The sequence below is a fragment of the Pantoea sp. X-Soil-TKNS-1279 genome, from assembly GCF_059730565.1.
The window spans coordinates 2,956,910-2,981,709 of sequence record NZ_AP035948.1 but is presented as its reverse complement, the minus strand read 5'-3'; the positions used below and the strand labels follow the sequence as shown (position 1 = coordinate 2,981,709).

Annotated in this window: 19 protein-coding genes; 11 read left to right on the top strand and 8 right to left on the bottom strand. The window is 54.9% G+C overall.

What is annotated here, in order from left to right; translation table 11 throughout:
- Positions 1-234 precede the first annotated feature (234 nt).
- Both lsrK and lsrR read right to left on the bottom strand, forming a co-directional pair.
- Positions 235-1,812: an autoinducer-2 kinase gene (gene lsrK, locus AC6I8N_RS13910; RefSeq protein ID WP_497829310.1), complete on the bottom strand. Its 1,578-nt coding sequence runs from the start codon at positions 1,810-1,812 to the stop codon at positions 235-237.
- Between the two features lie 47 nt (positions 1,813-1,859).
- Positions 1,860-2,831, bottom strand: a complete 972-nt coding sequence (gene lsrR, locus AC6I8N_RS13905) for a transcriptional regulator LsrR (RefSeq protein WP_415174160.1) — start codon at positions 2,829-2,831, stop codon at positions 1,860-1,862.
- 217 nt (positions 2,832-3,048) lie between these two features.
- Between lsrR and lsrA the strand changes: the two genes are divergently transcribed.
- Genes lsrA through lsrG form a run of 5 tightly spaced genes read left to right on the top strand, consistent with a single transcriptional unit; the run spans position 3,049 to position 7,940 of the window.
- On the top strand, positions 3,049-4,566 hold the full coding sequence (lsrA, locus tag AC6I8N_RS13900; RefSeq protein ID WP_497829309.1) for an autoinducer 2 ABC transporter ATP-binding protein LsrA: 1,518 nt from the start codon (positions 3,049-3,051) through the stop codon (positions 4,564-4,566).
- On the top strand, positions 4,566-5,612 hold the full coding sequence (lsrC, locus tag AC6I8N_RS13895; protein WP_497829308.1) for an autoinducer 2 ABC transporter permease LsrC: 1,047 nt from the start codon (positions 4,566-4,568) through the stop codon (positions 5,610-5,612). Before lsrA ends, lsrC begins: the two co-directional genes overlap by 1 nt.
- Positions 5,609-6,622: an autoinducer 2 ABC transporter permease LsrD gene (gene lsrD, locus AC6I8N_RS13890; protein WP_497829307.1), complete on the top strand. Its 1,014-nt coding sequence runs from the start codon at positions 5,609-5,611 to the stop codon at positions 6,620-6,622. Before lsrC ends, lsrD begins: the two co-directional genes overlap by 4 nt.
- A 5-nt stretch (positions 6,623-6,627) precedes the next feature.
- The gene (gene lsrB, locus AC6I8N_RS13885; protein WP_497829306.1) at positions 6,628-7,635 is read left to right on the top strand and encodes an autoinducer 2 ABC transporter substrate-binding protein LsrB; all 1,008 of its coding nucleotides are present in this window, start codon (positions 6,628-6,630) and stop codon (positions 7,633-7,635) included.
- Between the two features lie 11 nt (positions 7,636-7,646).
- Entirely contained in the window at positions 7,647-7,940 is a 294-nt protein-coding gene (gene lsrG, locus AC6I8N_RS13880; RefSeq protein ID WP_415174165.1) for a (4S)-4-hydroxy-5-phosphonooxypentane-2,3-dione isomerase, read from the top strand.
- 77 nt (positions 7,941-8,017) lie between these two features.
- Here the strand turns inward: lsrG and ubiG are convergent, their stop codons facing one another.
- Positions 8,018-8,743 carry a bifunctional 2-polyprenyl-6-hydroxyphenol methylase/3-demethylubiquinol 3-O-methyltransferase UbiG gene (gene ubiG, locus AC6I8N_RS13875; RefSeq protein WP_021185051.1) on the bottom strand — a complete coding sequence of 242 codons (726 nt, stop codon included), beginning with the start codon at positions 8,741-8,743 and terminating at the stop codon, positions 8,018-8,020.
- A gap of 177 nt (positions 8,744-8,920) precedes the next feature.
- Between ubiG and gyrA the strand changes: the two genes are divergently transcribed.
- Together gyrA and rcsC are read left to right on the top strand one after the other, a co-directional pair.
- Positions 8,921-11,560, top strand: coding sequence for a DNA topoisomerase (ATP-hydrolyzing) subunit A (gyrA, locus tag AC6I8N_RS13870; protein WP_021185050.1), 2,640 nt, complete (start codon positions 8,921-8,923; stop codon positions 11,558-11,560).
- Positions 11,561-11,709: 149 nt separating this feature from the next.
- Positions 11,710-14,562, top strand: coding sequence for a two-component system sensor histidine kinase RcsC (gene rcsC, locus AC6I8N_RS13865; RefSeq protein WP_497829305.1), 2,853 nt, complete (start codon positions 11,710-11,712; stop codon positions 14,560-14,562).
- Positions 14,563-14,656: 94 nt separating this feature from the next.
- Here rcsC and rcsB read toward each other — a convergent pair whose 3' ends face one another.
- Genes rcsB through AC6I8N_RS13850 form a run of 3 tightly spaced genes read right to left on the bottom strand, consistent with a single transcriptional unit; the run spans position 14,657 to position 19,138 of the window.
- Entirely contained in the window at positions 14,657-15,307 is a 651-nt protein-coding gene (rcsB, locus tag AC6I8N_RS13860; protein ID WP_013509853.1) for a response regulator transcription factor RcsB, read from the bottom strand.
- Between the two features lies 1 nt (position 15,308).
- The gene (rcsD, locus tag AC6I8N_RS13855) at positions 15,309-17,960 is read right to left on the bottom strand and encodes a phosphotransferase RcsD (RefSeq protein WP_415174201.1); all 2,652 of its coding nucleotides are present in this window, start codon (positions 17,958-17,960) and stop codon (positions 15,309-15,311) included.
- 23 nt (positions 17,961-17,983) lie between these two features.
- Positions 17,984-19,138 (bottom strand): MFS transporter, encoded by a 1,155-nt coding sequence (locus AC6I8N_RS13850; protein ID WP_497829304.1) that lies wholly within the window; start codon positions 19,136-19,138, stop codon positions 17,984-17,986.
- Between the two features lie 1,076 nt (positions 19,139-20,214).
- On the opposite strand from AC6I8N_RS13850, the gene ompC reads away from it, so the two are divergent.
- Positions 20,215-21,324, top strand: a complete 1,110-nt coding sequence (gene ompC / locus AC6I8N_RS13845; protein ID WP_497829303.1) for a porin OmpC — start codon at positions 20,215-20,217, stop codon at positions 21,322-21,324.
- 27 nt (positions 21,325-21,351) lie between these two features.
- On the opposite strand, the gene AC6I8N_RS13840 is transcribed toward ompC, so the two are convergent.
- Entirely contained in the window at positions 21,352-21,915 is a 564-nt protein-coding gene (locus AC6I8N_RS13840) for a TetR/AcrR family transcriptional regulator (protein ID WP_497829302.1), read from the bottom strand.
- A 91-nt stretch (positions 21,916-22,006) separates the two neighbouring features.
- On the opposite strand from AC6I8N_RS13840, the gene AC6I8N_RS13835 reads away from it, so the two are divergent.
- Positions 22,007-22,462, top strand: a complete 456-nt coding sequence (locus AC6I8N_RS13835) for a nuclear transport factor 2 family protein (RefSeq protein ID WP_497830696.1) — start codon at positions 22,007-22,009, stop codon at positions 22,460-22,462.
- A 6-nt stretch (positions 22,463-22,468) separates the two neighbouring features.
- Here AC6I8N_RS13835 and AC6I8N_RS13830 read toward each other — a convergent pair whose 3' ends face one another.
- A complete protein-coding gene (locus tag AC6I8N_RS13830; protein ID WP_497829301.1) occupies positions 22,469-22,624 on the bottom strand; it encodes a hypothetical protein in 156 nt (51 codons plus the stop codon).
- 387 nt (positions 22,625-23,011) lie between these two features.
- Between AC6I8N_RS13830 and apbE the strand changes: the two genes are divergently transcribed.
- Together apbE and alkB are read left to right on the top strand one after the other, a co-directional pair.
- Positions 23,012-24,052, top strand: a complete 1,041-nt coding sequence (apbE, locus tag AC6I8N_RS13825) for an FAD:protein FMN transferase ApbE (protein WP_497829300.1) — start codon at positions 23,012-23,014, stop codon at positions 24,050-24,052.
- An 11-nt stretch (positions 24,053-24,063) separates the two neighbouring features.
- Positions 24,064-24,705 (top strand): DNA oxidative demethylase AlkB, encoded by a 642-nt coding sequence (alkB, locus tag AC6I8N_RS13820; RefSeq protein WP_021185040.1) that lies wholly within the window; start codon positions 24,064-24,066, stop codon positions 24,703-24,705.
- The last annotated feature ends 95 nt before the right edge of the window (positions 24,706-24,800 follow it).

The following is a 24,800-nucleotide window of genomic DNA, read 5'->3' as shown; positions in this document are numbered from 1 at the left end:
GTCAACCAAATTGGAGATTTTTTTCAGAACTTGATCGAGCGCGTATTTCTTATGCAATCCTCTCCGGCAAGCCAAATTTCTGGTGAAAAAATGGCAGCATAAGCTACGCACAGTCGGACTTTTCTGGTTTTTCTTATGAAGTTTTTATGAAATCAAGATGCAGTTTTGTGCGATGAATCGCACCGCTCCGACGTGTGCACCCATTCGTAGCGGCGCGATTTATCGCGCACTTCTTTACAACCCCGGCGCTTTCCACATCGAAGTCGTTAGCCCGTTATCCACTAACGCCAGCTGATCCGCATACACTTTCTGCCACACGGTCTTTTGCTGTTGATACAAAGCATGGTTAGTCGCATTGGGGGTAAACTCCCGCTCCCAGCGCACCAAATCACGCCCCGTCTCCGCCAGATTGGGGTACAGCCCGGCTCCCACCCCCGCCGCAATCGCACAGCCCAGCGCGGTGGCTTCTTTGACCTGGGGCACTTTTACCGTCAGGCCGGTGACATCGCTCAGGATTTGACTCCACAGCTTGCCTTTGGCACCCCCACCAGCAAACACCAAATGCGGCGCACGTACGCCGGAAAAGGCAGCCACCTGGTCGAGGTTACAGGCTGAGACAATGGCGGCATTCTCTTCTAACGCGCGGAACAGGGTTTGTTTATTACAACGTTCAGGGTCAATAGAAAGGTTAATAAAGGAGGGGGCGGCGTGATACCACTTGTTGAAGTGCATGGCGTCGGAGAACACCGGCATCACTCCCCAGGCACCTGCTGGAACGCGTGCCGCCATCTCTTCCAGCAGGCTATAACAATCGACACCCAACCGCTCTGCCAGCAATTTTTCTTCGCTACAAAAAGCATCGCGAAACCAGCGCATGGTCAGTCCGGTAAAAAAGCTAATGGCTTCAGCCTGCGCCATCCCCGGAATGACGTGGGGGTTGATGCGAATATTCATCGCCGGATCGACCTGTGGCTGCGGCAGGTTCACCACCTGTTGCCAGAATGTGCCGCCCAGCACCGCTGTTTCTCCGGTGTTGACGACACCCAGTCCCAGGGTGCCGAGCTGGACATCACCGCCACCCACGGCGACGACCGTCCCTTGCCGCAGCCCACACGCCTCGGCTGCTTCAGCGGTGACCGCTCCGATCGGCGTGCCGGTCTCCGCTACCGGTGACAGGAGATCGCCGCGCAGGCCCGCCATCTCAAGCAAATCGGGACGCCAGTTGCGGGTGTATAAATCAAGCAAACCGGTGGTGCCGGCATTGGAAGGATCGACGGCCAGTTCGCCGCTCAGGCATTTCGCCAGCCAGTCGCTGATCATCGTCAGCGTGGAAGCCTGACGATAAATATCCGGTCGATGGTGCGCCAGCCACAGCAAACGAGGCATCGCGCCAAGCGCCAACGTCTGCCCGGAACATTGGTAGATCTCCCGCTCAAACTCGCCGTGATGGATCTCTTTCAGTTCGCTGACTTCGCGGCTGGCACGGGCATCGACGTTGGCACAGGCCCAGATGGCGTCACCAGCCTTGTTATACAGCACGATACCTTCACGCATTGAGCAACAGGCCACGCCACGAATCGCGCTGGCAGGCAGTTGCGCCTGGTGCAGCGCCTGGCGGATGCACTGGCAGGCGAGCTGCCAGTTCTTTGCCAGATCAAACTCCATCGATCCGGGCACATCGGGCAAGGCAAGGTGCTGCCATTCCGCTTGTGCGACGGCAACCTGCTCGCCTTGCAGGTTAAAAATCACGGCTCGAATGCTGCCGGTACCGGCATCGAGCGCCATCAAATGCGGGGCGTGGGATATCGTCATCTCAGTAACTCCTGCAAAAATCTGACCGGATCGACCCCGCCGCAGGGCTACGACAATAACGCCAACATCGCGCGGGCAGTTCCCTCTTCAGTCACCAGAGCGTTAATGCGTTTGCCTTTCAACGCGGCAATAATCGCTTCGGCTTTCTCTGCACCACCGGCCACTCCGACCACGGTGGGGATCGTCGCCAGCTCGTCAGGGCTAACGGCAATCAATTCATCATGGATGGGCATCGCTTCAGCCAGTTGCCCGTCATGACACATAAAGTAGCCGAGGATGTCGCCCACCGCGCCTTTACGGCCATACATCAATTGCTCACCTTCGCTGATATACCCCGAGCGCAAAATTGTCGCCTGCTGACGTTGACCGATCGCCCCGATACCGACGATCGCCACATCAGCGGCACAGGCGGTCAGCATTACGTCCTGCACGCTGCGCTCGTGGCGCAGAATTTGTGCAACGCTGGCACTGGAAGCGCGCAGCGGCGCGGGGATAATGCTGATGCCGCACGCCGGATCTAACTGACCAATCCCGGTCATATACGGCCCCACGCCGCCGGACAGCGTCACCATGCGGATCTGCTGCGAGGCGATAAAGCCGCTCAGATGTTGCAGCGTGTTCATGCTGGTTTCGCCAAATCCCACCGCCAGCAGTTGCTGCGGCTGGAGTAGCGACATCAGCATTTGTGCCGCCCCCACGCCCAGACGTTGACTGAGGTTGGGGCTATCGAGCTGCGGCAGCACCCGGACCTGCTTAAGGTTAAATCGCTCAAGCAGCGCATGTTCCAGCGCCAGACAGCCCTCAAAACGGGAGTTGATCTGGACGCGGATCACGCCCGACTGACGGCCTTTTTCCAGCAGGCGCGACACTTTCAGGCGCGTCAAACCGAGCCGCTCACCAATTTCGTTCTGTGTCAGTCCGTCGTGGTAATAGAACCAGGCGGTACGCGCCAGTAGCTCTTCTTCACTCATACTGTGTTCCACAGTCAGACCCGTTGCCGGGTTAAGATCGCTTTTCATGATGAACACTTTATAAAAAGTAAATCAATTGTTCGTTCGGGATCGTAAAGAAAATGTGACCTTGCTGGCAGTTCGCTCAACAAGTCAGCCGCAATCATACGCGCCATCATGGCGAAATAACAATCTGTGACCGCTGCGAGAGTTTTATCGAAAAAGCTTATCCAGGATTGTGAACATAATGTGTTTAAAAAATCATTTGTTCGTAACGGGAGTCGTGATGGGGCAGAGCAGCCTGCTGTTGCAAATCACCGGGGTGAGTAAGGCCTTCTCCGGCGTGCCGGTATTGCGGGGCATCGATTTTCAACTGCACGCAGGGCAAATTCATGCGCTGCTGGGGGGGAATGGTGCCGGCAAATCAACGCTGATGAAGATCATCGCCGGAATTGAACAGCCGGATAGCGGCACAATCCTGCTCGCCGGGCAGACTCTTCCCCTGATGACCCCCGCCAAAGCGCATCAACGCGGCATTTATCTGGTGCCGCAGGAGCCGTTGTTGTTTCCCAGTCTGACGGTGCGGGAAAACATCCTGTTTCGCCTGCCGCGTGCGCAGGCCGATCAGCAGAAACTGCAACGTTTACTCGGTCAGATGGGCAGCACGCTGCCGCTGGATGCGCAGGCTGGCTCCCTGGCCGTGGCTGACCAGCAGCAGGTCGAGATTTTGCGTGGTCTGATGCGTGACGCCCGGGTGGTGATCTTCGATGAACCCACCGCCTCACTCACGCCGGTAGAAACCGATCGGTTGTTTCGTTTGATCCGCCAGCTCGCCACGCAAGGCGTTGGCGTGGTGTTTATTTCCCACAAGCTGCCGGAAATCCGCGCGCTGGCACATCAGGTTAGCGTAATGCGCGATGGTTGCGTGGTGCTGCACGACAACATTGACGTCCTTAATGATGACGCGCTGGTGGCCGCGATGATGCCACCAGAACGACAGCCGCCGCTCAGCGCGGAACAGCAACTGTGGTTGCAGGCAGGTAATTCGCCATCGGGCCGCAAAGGTGAGGTGTTGTTGCAGGTGGAGGCTTTGAGCGGTGAAGGCTTCCGCGAGATCTCTCTCCAGGTGAAGGCGGGAGAGATTCTCGGGCTGGCAGGCATTGTCGGTGCCGGACGCACCGAGCTGGCGGAAACCCTGTATGGCTTGCGTCCGGCCAGCAGCGGCTCGGCGCATTTGCAGCAACAATCGCTGCTGGCAATGTCACCGGCGCAACGGCTGCGCGCCGGACTGGTTTACCTGCCCGAAGATCGGCAAACCTCCGGCCTCTACCCGGATGCTCCGCTGGCGTGGAACGTTACCGCGTTAACCCTGCCGCGCCGTAACTGGTGGCTGCGACCTGCGCAGGAGAGGGCGGTACTGACGCGTTACCAGCGAGCGCTGGGCATCAAATTTAGCCGCTGTGACCAACTGGCGCGCACCCTGTCCGGCGGCAATCAGCAAAAGCTGCTGCTGGCAAATTGCCTGGAAGCGATGCCAAAAGTCCTGATCGTCGATGAACCGACGCGCGGGGTGGATGTGGCGGCCCGCGCTGACATTTATCAGCTGCTGCGCTCCGTAGTGGCGCAGCAGATTGGTTTGATCATCATCTCCTCGGATCTGGATGAAGTAGCGCAACTGGCGGATCGCGTGGTGGTGATGCATCACGGCGAGTCGGTCGGCGAATTAACGCAGTCGGCGGTCAGCGCTGAAAATATTATCCAGATGGCCTGGGGACGTCACGCTCAGGCGGCAGGAGAACATTGATGCTGAAATATCTGCAAACCCACCGTGAACTGAGCACGTTGCTGGCGATCCTGCTGTTGTTTCTGCTGCCGTGGCTGCTGGATCGGCAAGCTGCCAGTCTGCAACTGGTGGGGATGATTTTTGGCAGTGCGCAGATCGCCATCCTGTTGGCGATGGGGGCGACACTGGTCCTGCTGACGCGCAACATCGACGTCTCCAGTGGTTCCACTATGGGGTTGTGCGCGGCGGTGCTGGGCATCCTGCTGAATCAGGGGATGGCGTTGCCGCTGGCCTGTTTACTGACGCTGGCCAGCGGTATGCTGGCCGGGCTGTTTAACGGCGTGCTGGTGGTTGGGTTGCGCATACCGGCAATTGTCGCCACGCTCGGTACCCTCGGGTTATACCGTGGCCTGATGTTGCTCCTGACCGGCGGCAAATGGATTGAAGGGCTGCCCGAGCAATTGAAAACCCTGGCCGTACCGCTGTTTGGCGGCCTGTCCCCGTTGGGGATCATGGTGCTGCTGATTGCCGTGGTGATGATGGTATTCCTCGCCCGCAGCGCGTCAGGTCGTAACTTTTACGCTACTGGCGATAACCTGCAAGGGGCGCGTCAGTTAGGCGTACCGGTGCATCAGGTTCGCCTGCTGGCGTTTACCGTCAACGGGGCGATGGCGGCGCTGGCCGGGATGGTGTTTGCCGCACAAATTGGCTTTGTACCCAATCAAACCGGCACCGGCATGGAGATGAAAGCGATTGCCGCCTGCGTGCTCGGTGGCGTAAGCCTGCTGGGAGGTTCTGGCACCTTGTTGGGAGCGGTACTTGGCGCGTGGTTCCTGACGCAAATCGACAGCGTGCTGGTGTTGCTCAGGCTGCCCGCCTGGTGGAACGATTTTATCTCTGGCCTGGTGTTGTTGCTGGTGCTGGTGATTGATGGGCGTTTACGTCAGGCGCTGGCGCGCCGTTTACATCGTCAGCGCTATGCGCGTTTTTTAACGCCCCCGGTGCGAAAAAAAAGCGCAGCTAAAGCCACATCGACATCGGCGACGCGCCGGGGAGCGACGGAATGAAACGCTATCTGAACTGGGAAGGGGCACTGGCGCTGCTGTTGGTTCTGGAGCTTTTGCTGTTCGGCTGGGCCAACCCCCGGATGTTGAATATCGACACCTTACTGTTCAGCACCAGCGATTTTATCACCGTCGGCATTGTGGCGTTGCCGCTGACGTTGGTGATTGTCAGTGGGGGTATCGATATCTCCTTTGCGGCGGTTACCGGCTTGTGTGCCATCGCCCTCGGCATCATGTTGCAGAGTCACTGGCCGTTGCCTCTCGCCTTGTTGTGCACGCTGCTGCTCGGCAGCCTGTGTGGATGGCTCAACGGTGCCCTGATTCTGTGGACCGGCGTCAACCCGCTGGTGATTACCCTGGGCACCCTTTATCTCTACGGCGGCGGCGCGTTGCTGCTCTCTGGTCTGGTCGGGGCGACCGGTTTTGAAGGCATCGGAGACTTTCCGGCGACCTTTACCGATTTAGCCAATCTCACCCCGCTCGGTATCCCCATGCCCTTGCTGATATTTACGCTGTTGTGTCTGGTGTTTTGGTTGCTGATGCATCGCACCCGTATCGGGCGTTATGTGTTTTTGCTGGGGCAGAACCTGCGTGCGGCACGGTACGGCGCGCTGCCAGTGAATCGCACCTTGTTGCTGCTTTACAGCCTGGTTGGCCTGGCGTCCGCCATCGCGGCGGCGGTGATGAGTGCCTATTTTGGCTCGGCGCGTGCCGATCTTGGCGCCCCCTTGTTGATGCCTGCTATCACCGCGGTGGTGCTGGGCGGGGCAAATATTTACGGCGGAGCAGGTTCGGTGCTGGGCACCGCATTGGCGACGCTGGTGATTGGTTTTTTGCAGCAGGGATTGCAAATGGTGGGAGTGTCGAGTCAGGTCAGCAGTGCGCTTGCGGGTGCTTTGTTGATTCTTGCGGTGATCGGACGCTCCTGGAGCCTGAATCCAGGCATTGTGCGCCAGCTTAGCCGGCGCTTGCGTGCACGCTTCACGCGGGAACGCACATCTTACCAGGAGTAAAAATCATGAAAATGCAGCGTTTATCACTGGCGCTTTGCTGTGTGCTCGGCGTGAGCTTTAGCGTGCAGGCAGCCGAGCGAATCGCCTTTATCCCGAAACTGGTGGGCGTGGGCTATTTCACCAGCGGTGGCAAAGGGGCCACGGACGCGGGTAAGGCCCTCGGGGTAGATGTGACTTACGACGGCCCGACCGAACCCAGCGTCTCCGGCCAGGTTCAGATGATCAACAACTTCGTCAATCAGGGTTACAACGCCATTGTGGTGGCGGCCGTTTCACCGGACGGGCTGTGTCCGGCATTGAAACGCGCCATGCAACGTGGCGTGAAGGTGCTGACCTGGGATTCCGATACCAAACCGGAATGCCGCTCGATTTACATTAATCAGGGCACGCCGACACAATTGGGCGGCATGCTGGTGGATATGGCGGCCAGCCAGGTGAAGAAGGACAAAGCGAAGGTGGCGTTTTTCTACTCCAGCCCAACGGTGACGGACCAAAACCAGTGGGTTAAAGAAGCCAGGGCGAAGATTGCCAAAGATCATCCTGGTTGGGAGATCGTCACCACGCAGTATGGTTATAACGATGCCACCAAATCGTTGCAAACCGCCGAAGGTATTCTGAAATCCTGGAACGATCTGGATGCGATTATCGCCCCGGATGCCAATGCGTTACCGGCAGCGGCGCAGGCGGCGGAAAACCTCGGGCGCAAGAATGTCACCATTGTCGGCTTCAGTACGCCGAACGTGATGCGGCCTTATGTCAAACGCGGTACGGTGCAACAGTTTGGCCTGTGGGACGTGGTGAAGCAGGGCAAAATCTCTATCGCGGTTGCCAACCAACTGCTGAAGGGCAACCTTAATCCGGGCGATACCCTGGAGGTGCCTGGCGTGGGGAAAGTGACAGTCTCAGACAACAGCGTGCAGGGCTACAATTATGAGGCCAAAGACAACGGCATCGTGCTGTTGCCGGAGCGGGTGGTATTTACCAAAGACAACATCGATAACTACGATTTTTAAGGAGCAGGCGAATGGAAGTCACTTTGGTTGAGATTAATGTCAAACCTGACTGTATCGACGAATTTCTACGGGTTTTTCGCGAAAATCATTTAGGTGCGGTGCAGGAGCCGGGCAACATGCGTTTTGATGTGTTGCAGGATAGCAACGTGCCGACGCGTTTTTTTATTTACGAAGCTTACGCCAATGAAGCGGCGGTGCTGGCGCATAAAAAAACACCGCACTATCTCGCCTGTGTCGAAGCGCTGGAGGCGCTGATGTCCGAGCCGAGAAAGAAAACGGTGTTTAACGGGATATTCCCGGAATAGTTTGTCTTGCGCGATAAATCGCGCCGCTACGGGCTGAGAACAAATTGTAGCGGCGCGATTCATCGCGCAAGGTGCCATTACATCTGACGATGCGTATGCACCATATAATTCACATCCACCCCGCGTCCCAGGCGGAACTGGTTGGTCAGCGGGTTGTAATGCAGACCAATCATCCCCTGTTCACGCAGCGGAGTTTCATCCACCCAGTTCAGCAACTCGGCCGGACGGATAAATTTCTTCACGTCATGGGTGCCGCGCGGCACCATGCGCATCACATATTCGGCACCGAACACCGCCAGCAGCCAGGCTTTGGGGTTGCGGTTAATGGTGGAGAAGAATACTTCGCCGCCTGGTTTCACCAGTTGCGCGCAGGCCAGTACCACCGAACGCGGGTCGGGCACATGCTCCAGCATCTCCATACAGGTGACGACATCATATGCACCGGCGTGACTGGCAGCGTGATCTTCCACCGTTTGCTGGACGTAATTGACGCTGACGCCGCTTTCCAGCGCATGCAGACGCGCCACTTCCAGCGGTTCAGCCCCCATATCTAACCCGGTGACATCGGCACCTTCACGCGCCATGCTTTCTGCCAGAATGCCGCCACCGCAGCCGACATCCAGCACCTTTTTGCCAAACAGGCCGTTGCTGTGCTGGGCAATCCAGCCAAGACGCAGGGGATTAATCCGGTGTAACGGCTTGAATTCACCCTCTAAATCCCACCAGCGCGATGCGACTGCCTCAAACTTGGCAATTTCGTTGTGATCGACGTTCTGGCGGCTTTCCTGCGGTTGTTCATTCATTGAATCATGACTCCAGACAAAATGTGGCTTCAGTATAAACGCTTAAGCGCGGCCTGCGCACCTCTCAGAACGAAGGAAAAGCCGCATTAAACCGCGCTTAACATTCACCCCATGTAAGCAATGTGATATACTTTCGCACCTTTGAATTCCGGGATTATGTAGAGGGATAGCGGCTCCATGAGCGACCTTGCGAGAGAAATTACACCGGTCAATATCGAAGAAGAGTTGAAAAACTCGTATCTCGATTACGCCATGTCGGTCATCGTTGGCCGAGCCTTACCCGATGTCCGTGACGGCCTGAAGCCGGTGCACCGCCGTGTGCTTTTTGCCATGAGCGAACTGGGTAACGACTGGAACAAAGCCTATAAAAAATCCGCCCGTGTGGTTGGTGACGTTATCGGTAAATATCACCCCCACGGTGATTCCGCCGTCTACGACACCATTGTCCGTATGGCGCAGCCGTTCTCCATGCGTTACATGCTGGTTGACGGTCAGGGTAACTTCGGTTCCATCGACGGCGACTCCGCCGCGGCTATGCGTTACACCGAAGTGCGTATGGCGAAGATTTCCCATGAGCTGCTGGCTGACCTGGAGAAAGAAACGGTCGACTTTGTGCCAAACTACGACGGCACCGAGCAGATCCCTGAAGTCCTGCCGACCAAAATTCCTAACCTGCTGGTGAACGGTTCGTCCGGTATCGCCGTAGGTATGGCGACCAACATTCCGCCGCACAACCTGACGGAAGTGATTAACGGCTGCCTCGCCTTTATCGACGATGAAAACATCAGCGTTGAAGGGCTGATGGAGTACATTCCGGGACCCGATTTCCCGACCGCTGCCATTATCAATGGTCGCCGTGGTATCGAAGAGGCTTACCGTACCGGTCGCGGCAAAATCTACATCCGCGCCCGTGGCGAAGTGGAAACCGATGCCAAAACCGGCCGCGAAACCATCATCATTCACGAAATTCCCTATCAGGTGAACAAAGCGCGCCTGATCGAGAAGATTGCCGAGCTGGTGAAAGAGAAGCGTGTTGAAGGCATCAGCGCGCTGCGTGATGAGTCTGACAAAGACGGCATGCGTATCGTCATCGAAATCAAACGCGATGCTGTGGGTGAAGTGGTTCTGAATAACCTCTACTCGCTGACGCAGTTGCAGGTTTCGTTCGGCATCAACATGGTGGCGCTGCATCAGGGCCAGCCGAAGATCATGACGCTGAAAGGGATTCTGGAATCCTTTGTCCGCCATCGTCGTGAAGTGGTGACGCGTCGTACCATTTTCGAACTGCGTAAAGCGCGTGACCGTGCCCATATCCTTGAAGGTCTGGCGATTGCGCTGGCCAACATCGATCCAATTATCGAGCTGATCCGTCGCGCGCCGACCCCGGCAGAAGCGAAAGCCGGATTGATCGCTCAGGCGTGGGATCTCGGCAACGTGGCTGCCATGCTGGAGCGTGCTGGTGATGACGCGGCGCGTCCGGAGTGGCTGGAAGCAGAATTCGGTATCCGTGACGGTCAGTATTACCTGACGGAACAACAGGCTCAGGCGATTCTGGATCTGCGTTTGCAGAAACTGACCGGCCTGGAGCACGAGAAGCTGCTTGATGAATATAAAGAGCTGCTCGACCAAATCGCGGAATTGATCCACATCCTGCAAAGCGCTGAGCGCCTGATGGAAGTGATCCGCGAAGAACTGGTGGCGATGCGCGATCAGTTCGGTGACGAACGTCGTACCGAAATCACCGCCAACAGCGCCGATATCAACATCGAAGACCTGATCAATCAGGAAGATGTGGTAGTGACGCTGTCGCATCAGGGTTATGTCAAATACCAGCCGCTGTCGGACTATGAAGCCCAGCGTCGTGGCGGTAAAGGCAAATCCGCAGCCCGTATTAAAGAAGAAGACTTTATCGACCGTCTGCTGGTGGCTAACACCCACGACACCATTCTGTGTTTCTCCAGCCGTGGCCGTCTCTACTGGATGAAGGTCTATCAGTTGCCGGAAGCCAGCCGTGGCGCGCGTGGACGTCCAATCGTCAACCTGCTGCCGCTGGAAGCCAACGAGCGTATCACCGCCATTCTGCCGGTGCGTGAATACACCGAAGGCTTCAACATCTTTATGGCGACCGCTGACGGTACCGTGAAGAAAACGGCGTTGCAGGAGTTCAGCCGCCCACGTAGTGCCGGCATCATCGCCATCAACCTGCGTGAAGACGATGAGTTGATCGGTGTGGCGCTGACTAACGGTAGCGACGAAACCATGCTGTTCTCAGCCGCCGGTAAAGTGGTGCGCTTCGCCGAGTCGGCAGTGCGCGCAATGGGACGTTCTGCTTCGGGCGTTCGTGGTATCAAGCTGGCCGAAGGCGACAAAGTGGTGTCGCTGATTGTGCCGCGTGAAGAGGGTGCCATCCTTACGGTGACGCAGAACGGTTACGGTAAACGTACCGCCAACAGCGAATACCCGACCAAATCCCGTGCCACGCAGGGTGTGATCTCCATTAAGGTCACCGAACGCAACGGACCGGTGGTCGGTGCGGTGCAGGTGGAAGACAGCGATCAGATCATGATGATCACCGATGCCGGTACCCTGGTGCGTACCCGCGTATCGGAAGTCAGCGTGGTGGGTCGTAACACCCAGGGTGTGATTCTGATTCGTACCGCAGAAGATGAAAACGTGGTGGGTCTGCAACGCGTTGCTGAACCGGTGGAAGAAGAAGAACTGGATTCCATCGACGGCAGTGTGGCGGAAGGCGATGACGATATCACGCCGGAAGTCGATAATGACGATGACGCGCCAGATGCGGATGAAGAAGAGTAATTCGTAATCTTGAAAATCAACGGCAGGTCAGGGCAACCGACCTGCCGTTTCTTTTTCAGAGTTTTCGCCACCAAGAGCGCTTTGACTGGCTTTTAAGGGATGATAAAGCTAGTGTTTCGCCATGATTATTGCCGTGAGTTGAGCCTGTTTTGAAATATCTCGTCTCGTTTCGCACCACGCTGCGCATTTCGCGCTACCTGTTTCGCGCGCTGGCGCTGTTGCTCTGGTCGCTGGGTGCGCTGCTGACCACTTTTTACATCATCAATGTGCTGCACGAGAAAGAGAACGCGGTTCGTCAGGAATTCGATATCAACTATGGCCAGGCGGAGTGGTATGTGCGCCATTCGGCGGATGTGATGCGTGAACTGAAATACATCACGGAAAATCGCCTGACCAGCAGCGCCAGCGGCCTTGATGTACTCAACGGCATCCCGACCAGTAAAGGTACGTTGCCGCAATTTACCCCGTTATTTTCCGACGGTGATTGCACCTCGATGAGCAGCACCTGGCGCAATTCTCTCGACTCACTCAGTTACTACATCAACTACTGGAAAAGTAACTTTGCTTCGGCCTATGAGCTGAACCGGGTGTTCTTTATCGGCGGAGAAAATCAGTGTCTGGCGGATTTCACCATCGGTAGCAATACGATGGATCGCGAACGCAGCCTGAAGATACTGCGCGAGCGTGTGCTGCACTATCGCAGCAGTAACGAAGACGAACGCCGTAATCCGATGTACTGGATCACCGAAAGCTCGCAGCCTGGCGTTGGCAGCTTCTACATGGTGATGCCGGTCTATGTCGCCAACAAGCTTCAGGCGTTACTCGGGGTGGAACAAAATATCCGGCTCGATGAGTTTATTCAGCCAGGCGGCCTGCCGCTGGTGGCGACCATCACCGATGATAACTACCGCCCGCTGTTGAGCTCGCGTCGCGGGGGGCCTGGCTACTCGCTCGACGATCTTCCGGATGACAAAACCTGGTTCGGCTATCTCGACGGCTACCGCCAACTGGTGCTGAAGAAACCGCTGCCGCCTTCTGACCTCAATGTGGTGTGGTCACTCTCCACCGATGTCCTGGTCGATCAGCTAAAACTGATGCTGATTAATGCACTGTTGCTGAATATTTTCAGCGCACTGCTGCTGTTTACCCTCGCCTGGGTGTTTGAACGCCGGATGTTTTTACCGGCGGAAGACAATGCGCATCGGCTGGAGGAGCATGAGCAGTTCAACCGTAAAATTGTCGCCTCGGCGCCGGTTGGCATCTGTATTTTGCGCACCAGCGATGGCACCAATATCCTGAGTAATGAACTGGCGCATAACTATCTGACATTGCTGACTCAGGAAGATCGACAGCGTCTGAACGAGATCATCGGCGGGCAGCAGGTGAACTTTGTTGACGTGCTGACCGGCAGTAACACCAACCTGCAAATCAGCTTTGTCCATTCACGCTACCGCAACGAAAACGTCGCCATTTGCGTGCTGGTGGATGTCTCAGCGCGTGTGCGCATGGAGCAGTCGTTGCAGGAAATGGCGCAGGCGGCGGAACAGGCCAGTGCATCGAAATCGATGTTCCTTGCCACCGTCAGCCATGAATTACGTACGCCGCTGTACGGCATCATCGGCAACCTTGATTTGTTGCAAACCAAAGCACTGCCGAAGGGGGTTGATTCACTGGTCACGGCGATGAACAACTCCTCCAGTCTGCTGCTGAAAATTATCAGCGACATTCTCGACTTCTCGAAAATTGAGTCGGAACAGCTGAAAATCGAACCGCGTCCGTTCTCGCCGCGTGAAGTGATCAACCATATCGTCGGCAACTACCTCTCGCTGGTGGTTCGCAAGCGGTTGGCGTTGTATGTGTTTATCGAAAACGATGTACCGCTGGCGTTGGAGGGGGATCCGCTACGCCTGCAACAGGTGATCTCCAACCTGTTAAATAACGCCATCAAGTTCACGCATACCGGTTGCATCATCCTGCATGCTTACCAGCACGAAGGGTATCTGGCATTCCGCGTGCGTGATACCGGTGTCGGAATTCCGGCCAAAGAGGTAACACGTTTGTTCGATCCGTTCTTCCAGGTCGGCAGTGGCGTGCAGCGTAACTTCCAGGGGACTGGCCTCGGACTGGCTATCTGCGAAAAATTGATCAACATGATGGACGGCGATATCGAGGTGGATTCCGAGCCAGGCATGGGCAGTCAGTTTGTGGTGCGTATCCCAATCTACGCCGGGCATCAGCCACCGCCACCGTTGCTGGAGGGGCTGGAGGAAAAAGCGATCTGGCTCGATTTGCGTAATGATTACCTCGCCAGCTTTCTGCTGCGACTGCTGCAACAACAGGGGATGCAGGTGGCGCGCTATCAGGGCCGGGCAGGGAGCGATGATGTGATGATCAGCGATCATGATGATGCGCCAGGCCACAGCCTGCGAGCCCGCATTCGCATCAGCGGGGAACATATTGATATGCCGCAGGAAAGCGAGCCGGGATTATGGCTGCACAGTAGCGCCACGCTGCATGAATTGCCGGTGCTGCTGGGACGTATTTATCGCATTGCTATCGACAGCGAAACCTCCGCACCGCTGGCGTTGCCGGGGGCTGTGGCGGAAAAGGCCAGCTATGAAGACATCATGGTGCTGATTGTCGATGACCATCCTATCAACCGTATGTTGTTGTCAGAACAACTGGGTACGCTGGGCTATCAGGTGAAAACCGCGCAGGATGGCGTTGATGCATTGAATGTACTGAGCCGCAACCATATCGATATCGTGTTAAGTGATGTGAATATGCCGAATATGGATGGTTACCGTCTGACGCAACGTCTACGTCAGTTGGGACATGCGTTCCCGGTGATTGGCGTCACGGCGAATGCATTGGCTGAAGAGAAACAGCGTTGTATGGAGGCGGGGATGGATAATTGTCTGTCCAAACCGGTGACGCTGGATGTGTTGAAAACCACGCTGGCGATCTACGCAGAGCGGGTGCGGAAGACGCGGGAAGGCTGACCTTCATTCCAGATGCGTAACGGCGCGATAAATCGCGCCGTTACGGGATAGTCTTATCAAGAACACGCGGTGCGTTAGCACCGCCTGCCAGGGATTACTCTTTATCGACCTGCGTGGCGCTGACCGAAGAGAGATAATTCAGCAGCGCGATATCGTTATCCACGCCCAGTTTCATCATCGCCGACTTCTTCTGGCTACTGATGGTTTTGATGCTGCGGTTCAGTTTCTTGGCAATCTCGGTGACCAGGAAGCCTTCAGCAAACAGACGCAAAACTTCGCTCTCTTTAGGTGACAGGCGCTTGTCGCCGTAACCACCCGCGCTGATTTTTTCCAGCAGCTTGGCGACGCTTTCCGGCGTGTACTTCTTGCCTTTTTGCAACGCGGCCAGTGCTTTGGGCAGGTCAGTTGGTGCACCCTGTTTCAGCACAATCCCTTCGATATCGAGATCCAGCACGGCACTCAGGATCGCCGGGTTATTGTTCATGGTCAGAACGATAATCGAGAGATCCGGATAGTGACGTTTGATGTATTTAATCAGGGTGATACCGTCGCCGTACTTCTCGCCAGGCATGGAGAGGTCAGTGATCAGGACATTGGCATCCAGTTTGGACAGGCTGTTAATCAGTGCTGTTGAGTCTTCAAACTCACCTACAACGTTGACCCATTCAATCTGTTCCAGAGATTTACGGATACCAAACAGAACAATTGGATGGTCATCGGCAATAATTACATTCAAGTTATTCATCTTATGGGTTACCTTGCTGCAGCAGTTGATTGACGTAAGTGTCAATGTCACTGGTGGTATTTTTAATGGTTGAATCGTCACATACTTTAATGTGCTGTTCTAACTCTTCACAAAGCTGTTTACCTGGAACCAGATTTAGCATGGCAAACACGCCTTTCAGGCGATGCGCTGTCTGAGCAAGCGAGGGGTAATCCTTCTCCGCCGCCTCAGTATACAGTCTCTTGACATCAGGCGGTACTGTCTCGGTAAACAGCTGAAAATAGCCTCCGCTTAGTAGCGGTGTGGCAGTCTCATCTTCGTTATTCTCCTCCATCAAATCATGGGCCAGTTGCTTCTCGATCAACGCCAGTAGTGCATCCAACAGCGCATTGCTGAGATTAAAATTGACACGGAACTGCTGATCATTGAGTGCGTGGTGACCCATTTCGTCACCGGCCAGTAACAACGCCCAACCACTCAGTCGGGCCGGATCGTCAGTGACCAGCACATCATGTTCCTGCCCTGACAAGCGTTCGTCAGAGGTCAGGCATTTCGCCCCCCAGTTCTCCAGGTGGCGGCAAACAATTTTGTGCACATCTTCCATCGCGATATCCACCAGCACGCTGACGCCTTCCAGCAGTTTCTCTTCCTGCTCGGTTTGCTGCTCCAGCGCCAGCGGCAGTTGAATATTGTAACGCGTACCAATATCCGGTTTCGCCACAATCTCCAGGGTGCCACCCATCTGCTTGCACAGCTGTTTACACAGAAAGAAAGCCATCCCCGATGCCTGACCAAAGCGGTCCTGGGTGGTATCGCCAAGGAACGGGAAATCGACATTGGACAACTCATCGACGGTCAGTCCCGAGCCGGTGTCCACCAGTTGCAGCAGAATACGGTCTGCTTTGCCTTCGCTGGCTTTGATCTCCAGCGAGATCTTGCCCCATTGCGTGGTGGTCAATGAGTAATGCATCAGGGTGGTCAGCACTTTTCGCAGTGCCCGACGATCGCCGAAGCGCATTTCATCATTGGCGAGGTGATTATTCACGACTAACGCCAGTCCTTTACGGCGCAGCAGCGGCAGACTCTCCAGCGCGATCTCATCTAACAATTCTTGCAGGTTAAAACGGCTGGCATCCGGTGACCAGTCATGTGCTTCCAGACGATTAAGCAGCACGATGTCATCCACCAGGCGTGCCAGACCCTGACTTTCGTCGAGCAGGTCAAGCACGCTTTCATCATCGTCACGCTGGCTGAGTTGCACCAGTTGCATCACCATACTTTCCAGTGGGCGATGTAGCGCATGGCCGAGGTTATGCATCAACTGCTGGCGCATCTGGTGGTTACGATCCAGTACCTGCTGGGCTTTTTGCAGCTTTTTGTTCACCAGCAGTTCGCGATCCTGATCGCGCATCATAAACAGTTGGGTATGTGGCGACAGTACGCTACGGGCATGGCGGATCTCGTACACTTCGTTATTGATCGTGGCCTGTAACACACCCTGATGCTGATCTGACATATTGATGATTTTTTGCAGATTCAGATGCGGCAGCAGATGTTCGGCGATTTTGTTGCTGAGGAGAGTGCGGTTAGTCGCGAAGTCATACACCAGCAGTCCGACCGGCAGACTGGCGACAATCTCCTCATTCAACATGCGCAGCGAGTCCAGCTCAGCGCTTTGGTTCTCATTCGGGCGCAGTGACTGCTGGCGCAGCAGGGTGATCCCCGCAATCGACAGCAGGAACAGCACCAAATTGATCAGCAGCGGCCACAGCAGATTACGCAGGGTATCCAGCGCCAGACTGGTGAGCGGCACACGATAAACCAGCTGCAATGAGGTGCTGGGCAGCGAGGCGGCAATCTCCAGATTCGGGTTTACCAACGAAACATGCGTACTTTCGCTGGATTCGTCATCGGTGCTGCTGGTCTGAGTCGCGTCCTGACGCAACTGGAAATTTTCCAGCGGCATGCTGCGTGGAATAAGATCATTCACCGGTAAATCAAAAGCCACGACCGTCGCTAAATGGCCCGGCTGATTAAAGGTGGTGCGCAGAGTGAAGTAGTGATCGTTCTGCCAGGCGAAATGACGCAGGGGCGAAAAGCTTTCGCGCTCATCCAGCGCATTGGCCTGTTGCAGCATCTCAGCACGGCGACTGTCCACCAGGGAATTGATGGCGCTTTCTTTATACCGTGTCGCCATGTCTTTCAGCGGCAGGGTAGAGATCATGATCAGACTATTATCCTGACCATTGAGGAAATACATCGACCAGGTTGGATTCTCTGCGCCCCACAGGGTGTCGAGGTAGTTGGACATGCGCATGGTCATGTCCAGCGTGCTGCTATCGTGAGAACCAAAAATCAGCGCTTCGGTTTTACGGCGCGTTTTTTCCAGATAATAGACATCCGGGCGCAGACGGGTTTCCTGCAAACTGCTGTTCGGCGCAGAGCCAGCCGCACTGGTCGCAAGGTTTTCATAGATCTGCCAGGTGGCGAAGCGATAGGCATCGATGCGTTTCTGCATGGCGCGGGCCAGATCGGTCATGGCGTAGCGTTTTTCTGTCACCCAGGCGTTGACGCTGTTGTGGACCATTGCGCCCAGCGCCAGAAAAAGCACCAGGTTGAACACCACAAAAAAGCGGGTCACATTGCCGGATGTCAGAGGGAATTTGTAAGGCAGCATAGCGTCTCAGGCACCTGAAATTATCGCGCAACCAGTCGGGCACTGGCAGCCACGGCCAGCAGCAGCAGGGCGATAAGCAGAAATGCGCCGCTCAGGCTGATCCACTGGGATATCAATCCGATCAAAGCCGGACCTGAAAGAATACCTGCATAGCCTAAGGTTGTCATGGCGGAAATCGCCAGATTTGACGGCATATCGTGTTGATTTCCTGCCGCATTGAACAACATTGGCACCGTATTGGCGAGGCCGAAGCCGACCAACAGAAATGCCAGCAGCGCCATTAACGGCCAGGGGATCAACACGGCAAGCGTCATCCCTGCGGCGGCAGCCAGCGCACCGCCCAGCATCACCGGGTAACGACCACAACGCTGAATAATCTTATCGCCAGTGAAACGCCCCAGCGTCATGGCGACAGAAAACACGGCGTAACCCAATCCGGCCAGGCTGGTTGTCATCTCCGGGCTTTGTAACAACAACAACGCCCCCCAGTCGAGAACTGCCCCTTCCGCCAGAAACAGGATAAAGCACAGCAAGCCGAGAAACGCCACCCAGCCGCGCGGACGTACCAGCCAGGGTTGATCGGGTTGATACAGGCGGGTGGTCATCATGCCGGGTTGGCTGCGCAGCAACAGCAACACCATCACCAGCATTACCACACCAACGGCAGCCAGCGGCGACAAACTTGCGCTCATCAGCAGACTCACCGTCCCGGCCCCCAGAATGCCTCCCAGGCTAAAGAAGGCGTGGAAGCCGGACATCATCGGACGGCGCGCAGCCTTTTCGACCTCAACCGCCTGATAGTTCATTGCCACGTCCAGCGTACCTAACCCGGCACCAAACAGCATCAACGTCAGCGCCATCAATAACGTGTGGTGGGAGGTTGCCAGCAGCGGCAACATCGCCAGCACCAGCGCGGTGGAGCACAGCATCACCCGTTTACAGCCGAAACGAGCCACCAGCTTGCCGGTAACCGGCATGGCGGCCAGAGAACCAATACCCAGGCACAGCAATAACGCGCCCAGCATACTGCCGGATAAATGCAGGCGGTCGCGGGCGAACGGCACCAGCGGAGCCCAGGCTGACATGCCAAGACCATTGATCAGGAATACGGTGCGGGTTGACCAGTGCAGATGGCGTGCGTCTTGTGGCTGTTGTGCGGCGTCCAGTGCTGTCATGAGGTTATTATCTTTCTCTATATAAAAGGGCGATTTTAGCATCAACTCGCCGCAACAGCAGGTGCTGCGCGGGTTTAAAGACCCGTACCGTGCCATCGAAAATCAGGATTAAGAGGGCATTTTACCGACTTTTACGACGCTGCATTTTTTTTCCAGAACTTTCCTAGAGTCGGGGAAGCGAGTTGATTGAACTTAACTCAAATTATCTAACGTAGATTCAAAAGGTTAGCTGAAAAAGCGCAGGGTGGTCAGAAAGGAATTTGTGATGTCTGTCACGAGTTGATGAGAAACTTGCCTGAGCGCGGCCCTGTTGCTGACCGGGAAATAATGGCTTAAGTCCTGGTCGTGATATGGCTAGTTTATTTTGGCACTGATTATCTGTGACGCCGAAGCTACTATAAATAAAAACGGCTATAAACCAATCATTAGGGGTTGGTTTAACTCGCTGAATAAATTCGAAGAAGTAATCCGTAGACGTTAATATTGCAGTCCGCAAATAATTCCAATTAACTTTGTTACGGGCGGAAATTAACATTCCGCTTTTTTATCTTATTATTAAACAAAATGTGCGGAATTAAGCAATTAATGTGATCTCAGGATTGCCTTAATTGTACCCAGTCAACTAAGTTTACGGAAAATGACAAATTGAAGTGAAATGCGGATAAAAAAATGCCGGACAATCATGTCCGGCGGGAATTTAGGGTAAACATCTCATTCGGGGTGAATGAAGGTAATAATGAAATAAATGATGATAGCGGGTGTAATTGTATTCTCTGATGGCTGAAAAGTTTTATCATTCAGTGCTGAAAGGGGGCGTTATTCATTTTATTGATTTTAAAAGATAAAAAAACGGTTTATCAATACGTGCTATATTTTTTACCGATGCGTGCTGATTATTAGTTCCCCTAAATTTACATTTAGAAATATCTATTTAATACAATGAAACACTTTTGGAAATTTAGTATCATTTTCATGATAGATTATTGCCCGGTATAAAATAACAATGGATTGCCGGCTGATTTTTATTCGCTCAGCTCGCAGTGGCATAAATAAGGCACATTACAGAGGGTAATAAAATGAAACTTCGTGTTCTCTCCCTGATGATTCCTGCGCTTTTGGTAGCAGGCGCTGCAAATGCAGCGGAAATTTACAATAAAGATGGCAACAAATTAGACCTCTACGGCAAAGTTGACGGTTTGCACTATTTCTCCGACAACGACAGCAGTGACGGTGATCAGTCTTACTTGCGCTTCGGTTTTAAAGGTGAAACTCAGATCACCGACCAACTGACCGGTTATGGTCAGTGGGAGTACCAGGCTGCGCTGAACACCACTGAGTCACAAGGCACCGCTAACAGCTTTACCCGTGTTGGTTTTGCTGGTCTGAAATTCGGCGACGCCGGTTCATTCGACTATGGTCGTAACTACGGCGTGCTGTATGACATCGGTTCATGGACCGACGTCCTGCCAGAGTTTGGTGGTGACACCTACGGTGCGGACAACTTTATGTTCCAGCGTAGCAACGGCCTGGCCACCTACCGCAACAGCAACTTCTTCGGCCTGGTTGATGGCTGGAACTTTGCTGTGCAGTATCAGGGCAAAAACGATAACCCGACTGAATCTTCATCTGGCCGTGATGTACTGGGTGAGAACGGTGACGGTTACGGTCTGAGCACCACCTATGATATCGGTGCTGGCTTCGGTGTTGGTGCTGCGATGATGTCGTCTGACCGTACCAACAACCAGAACGGCGGTTCTGCGGGTATCCTCGGTCGTGGCGATCGTGCTGATGCCTACACCGGTGGTCTGAAATATGACGCCAACAACATCTATCTGGCGGCAATGTACACCCGTTCTTATAATGCGACCCGCTTCGGTTCCAGCGATGCCTCAGCTTATGGCTACGCCAACAAAGCGGATAACTGGGAATTGGTTGCACAGTACCAGTTCGACTTCGGTCTGCGTCCGTCTCTGGCCTTCATCTCCTCTCGTGGTAAAGACATCGAAGGTTATGGCAGCCAGAACCTGAAAAAATATATCGACGTAGGCGCGACCTACTACTTCAACAAAAACATGTCCACCTATGTTGACTACCAGATCAACCTGTTGGACGACAACAACTTCACCCAGGCCGCCGGTATCAACACCGACGACATCGTAGCACTGGGCCTGGTTTACCAGTTCTAAGAAGTGTTGTGGAGCGTGGCCTCGTGGTCACGCTCCGGTTTTTAGCAGTGTACTCAATGCCGCGCGTAACATCCCGATCGTATCCAGTACCGCTTCACCCAGTTGCACCTGCACAATCGCGCCTTCCACCAGCAACACAATCTGACCGATCTTATCCCGCTGTTCAGCGCTAAGTTTCTGCCCGATCGCTGCCGCCATCTCTCTTTTATGGCCAATAATCAGAACATTGGCTTCTGGCAGGCTATCCCCCAGCTCTGCTGCGCTGTTGATAAAGGCACAGCCACGGAAATCCGCTTCATTAAACCAACTAAGCAGGGCGTCGGGCAGGGCGTCCACCAATTCTGGCTGCTGCGCCAGCGCTGTGCCAAAGGCGCTCATCCAACGTTGATGGCGCTGTTGCAGGAACGCCAGAATCAGCGCGTTTTTGGCTGGAAAGTGGCGGTAAAAAGTCACTTTGGTAACGCCTGCTTCAGCAATCACCTTATCAATGCCAGTGGCGCGGATGCCCTGCTGATAAAACAGACGTTGGGCGGTGTTGAGAATGCGATCGCGGGCGGAGGCCTGCGGATCGAAGATCAGGGGTGCGAGCATAATGTCACCGATAAAATGGGGTAGACAGAATTGTCTACATACGGCAGGATGAATCAAGTAGACAGATCTGTCTACATACAAGGAGACGATGATGCTGATTCCCCCGTTTAATGAACAGAGCGCCATGCAAAAAGTCCGCATGGCAGAGGATGCCTGGAACAGTCGCGACGCACAGCGGGTCGCACAGGTTTACAGTGAGGATACGCGCTGGCGCAATCGCAGCGAATTTGTCAATGGCCGATCCGAAGTGGTGGCGTTTTTACAACGCAAGTGGGCTAACGAGCTGGAGTATCGGCTGATTAAAGAGTTGTGGGCCTGGCATCATGACCGGCTGGCGGTACGGTTTGCCTATGAATGGCGTGATGATAGCGGCAACTGGTTCCGCAGCTTTGGCAATGAGAACTGGCACTTTGGTGCAGATGGACTGATGATCACGCGCTACGCTTGCATCAACGATTTGCCGATTGCTGAATCTCAGCGTCTGTTCCACTGGCCATTGGGGCGACGCCCGGACCATCATCCGGGCCTGAGTGAATTGGGTTTATAGCGGCGTTTATGGCATGGCACGCCATTTTTTGGCTTTGGGTGCCTGCTGTAATTGAGGCTGAGCCGGGGGCAGACTGCCTTCCAGTGCTACTCCCGCCAGCGTGAATGCTGAGAAGCTCAGCCACTGTTGCCATTTATCCTGTTGTGTTTTTGCCTTTTCCATTTTACTGCCTCGCTGATATTCAACTCAGCGTCAACGATGCAGAATTCGTGCCACAGCACCGCTCTCAGCGCCACGCGCGCCATCCTGGCTTTGCTACACTGCGCCAGCGCTGAAGCGGTGCAACGCGGGTCTTTCTGGTGCAAAAATTTAACGCCCGCGCAGATGACGGTGGCGATAGTGTTGCCAGCATTTCAGGCTGCTGTAGAAAAACAGGCCAGCGGCCACGACAAGAATTGCATAGATCATCTCACGCTCCGGTCTTCGCGGTTGTGCAGGAACGGGTTATCCTGCGGTAGCTTGTCACCGACTTCAAGCGACTTTAGCCTGATTTACAAGCGAGTTATGCTTTGAAATAGACATTATTAAAGCGTTACAGATGAGGATTAGATGCGTTTTAAGAATATTCTGCTGACCTGTCTGGTTGTGGTCGGGGTAAGCGGTTGCGACCAAACCGCCAGCCGGGCAAGCCTGGTACTGGAAGGTAAAACCATGGGTACCGTATGGCGTGTCAGTGTTGCCGGTGTGGATGAACAACGTAAAGCAGCACTTCAGCAAGCGATACAGCAGCAGCTTGACCATGATGATGGTGAACTCTCCACCTGGAAAGCGGATTCGGTGTTGTCGCGCTTCAATCAGTATCAGGGCACAGATCCACAGCCGGTCAGTGCCGATATGGCGGATATTGTGACGGAGGCCTTGCGTATTGGACAAAAAACCGCAGGTGCTATGGATATCACCGTCGGACCACTGGTGAATTTGTGGGGGTTTGGTCCGACAAAGCAACCGGCGCATACCCCGTCAGACGCTGCAATCGCAGCAGCGAAGGCGCTCACGGGTTTGCAACATCTGCGTGTGATTCAGGCGGTTAACGGCCAGTGGCTGCAAAAAGATCTGCCGGGTTTGTATGTTGACCTGTCCACTATGGGCGAGGGTTACGCTACCGATCATCTGGCACGCCTGATGGAGCAGCAAGGGATCACCGATTATCTGGTATCGGTAGGCGGCGCGGTGCTGAGTCGGGGTCACAATGCACAAAACCAGCCGTGGCGGGTGGCGATCCAGAAACCCACCGATCGTGAGAATGCGGTGGAGGCGCGGGTCGATTTACAAGGCCACGGTATCAGCACCTCCGGCAGTTATCGCAACTATTATGAACTGGATGGTAAACGTATTTCTCATGTTATCGATCCCAGTACCGGTCGACCGATTGAGCATAAACTGGTGTCGGCAACGGTGATTGCCACCACTGCGTTGGAGGCCGATGGCTGGGATACCGGCTTGATGGTGCTGGGCACTGAACGCGCGAAAGCGCTGGCGCTGAAGGAGCATCTGGCGGTGTATCTGATCACCAAACAGGGCGACGGTTTTACTCACTGGATGTCGCCCCAATTTAAATCCTTCCTGATTTCCGTGGATGACCACCCATAACGGAGGCGCAGATGCTGGATCTGTTTAGTGAAGAAGCGCCGTGGCAGGAACCGCTGGCAGAAGGGGCGGTGATTCTGCGTCGCCGCGCGCGTGATCAGGCGGATGCGCTGCTGGCGGAAATATATGCTATCGCCGCGCAGAATCCGTTTGCCCATCGTATTACCCCCGGTGGACACCGTATGTCGGTGGCGATGACCAATTGCGGTGATTTAGGCTGGTCAAGCGACTCGCGTGGTTATCAATATACCGAGCAGGACAACCATAGCGGTCATAAATGGCCGCCAATGCCCTCCCTGTTCCGCGAGCTGGCGCAACAGACGGCACAGGAGGCGGGATTCAGTGGTTTCAATCCTGATGCTTGCCTGATCAACCGTTATGAACCGGGGGCAAAACTGACGTTGCATCAGGATAAAGATGAGAAGGATTTGCGACAGCCGATCGTGTCCGTGTCGCTCGGGTTGCCTGCCGTTTTCCAGTTCGGTGGTTTTGAGCGCGGCGATGCCACGCAACGCGTACTGCTGGAGCATGGCGATATCGTGGTGTGGGGCGGTCCGTCGCGCCTGCGTTATCACGGCATCCTGCCGCTCAAGCCCGGCGTTCATCCGCAGGCGGGCGCCTTCCGCTACAACCTCACATTCCGCCGTGCGCATTAATTCGTAGTGACGCGATTTATCGCGCTACTACGGACCTGGCAGAGGCAAGGGTGGGTTGAGAATTATTCTTGCTATCATTTGACGCCCCATTAAAC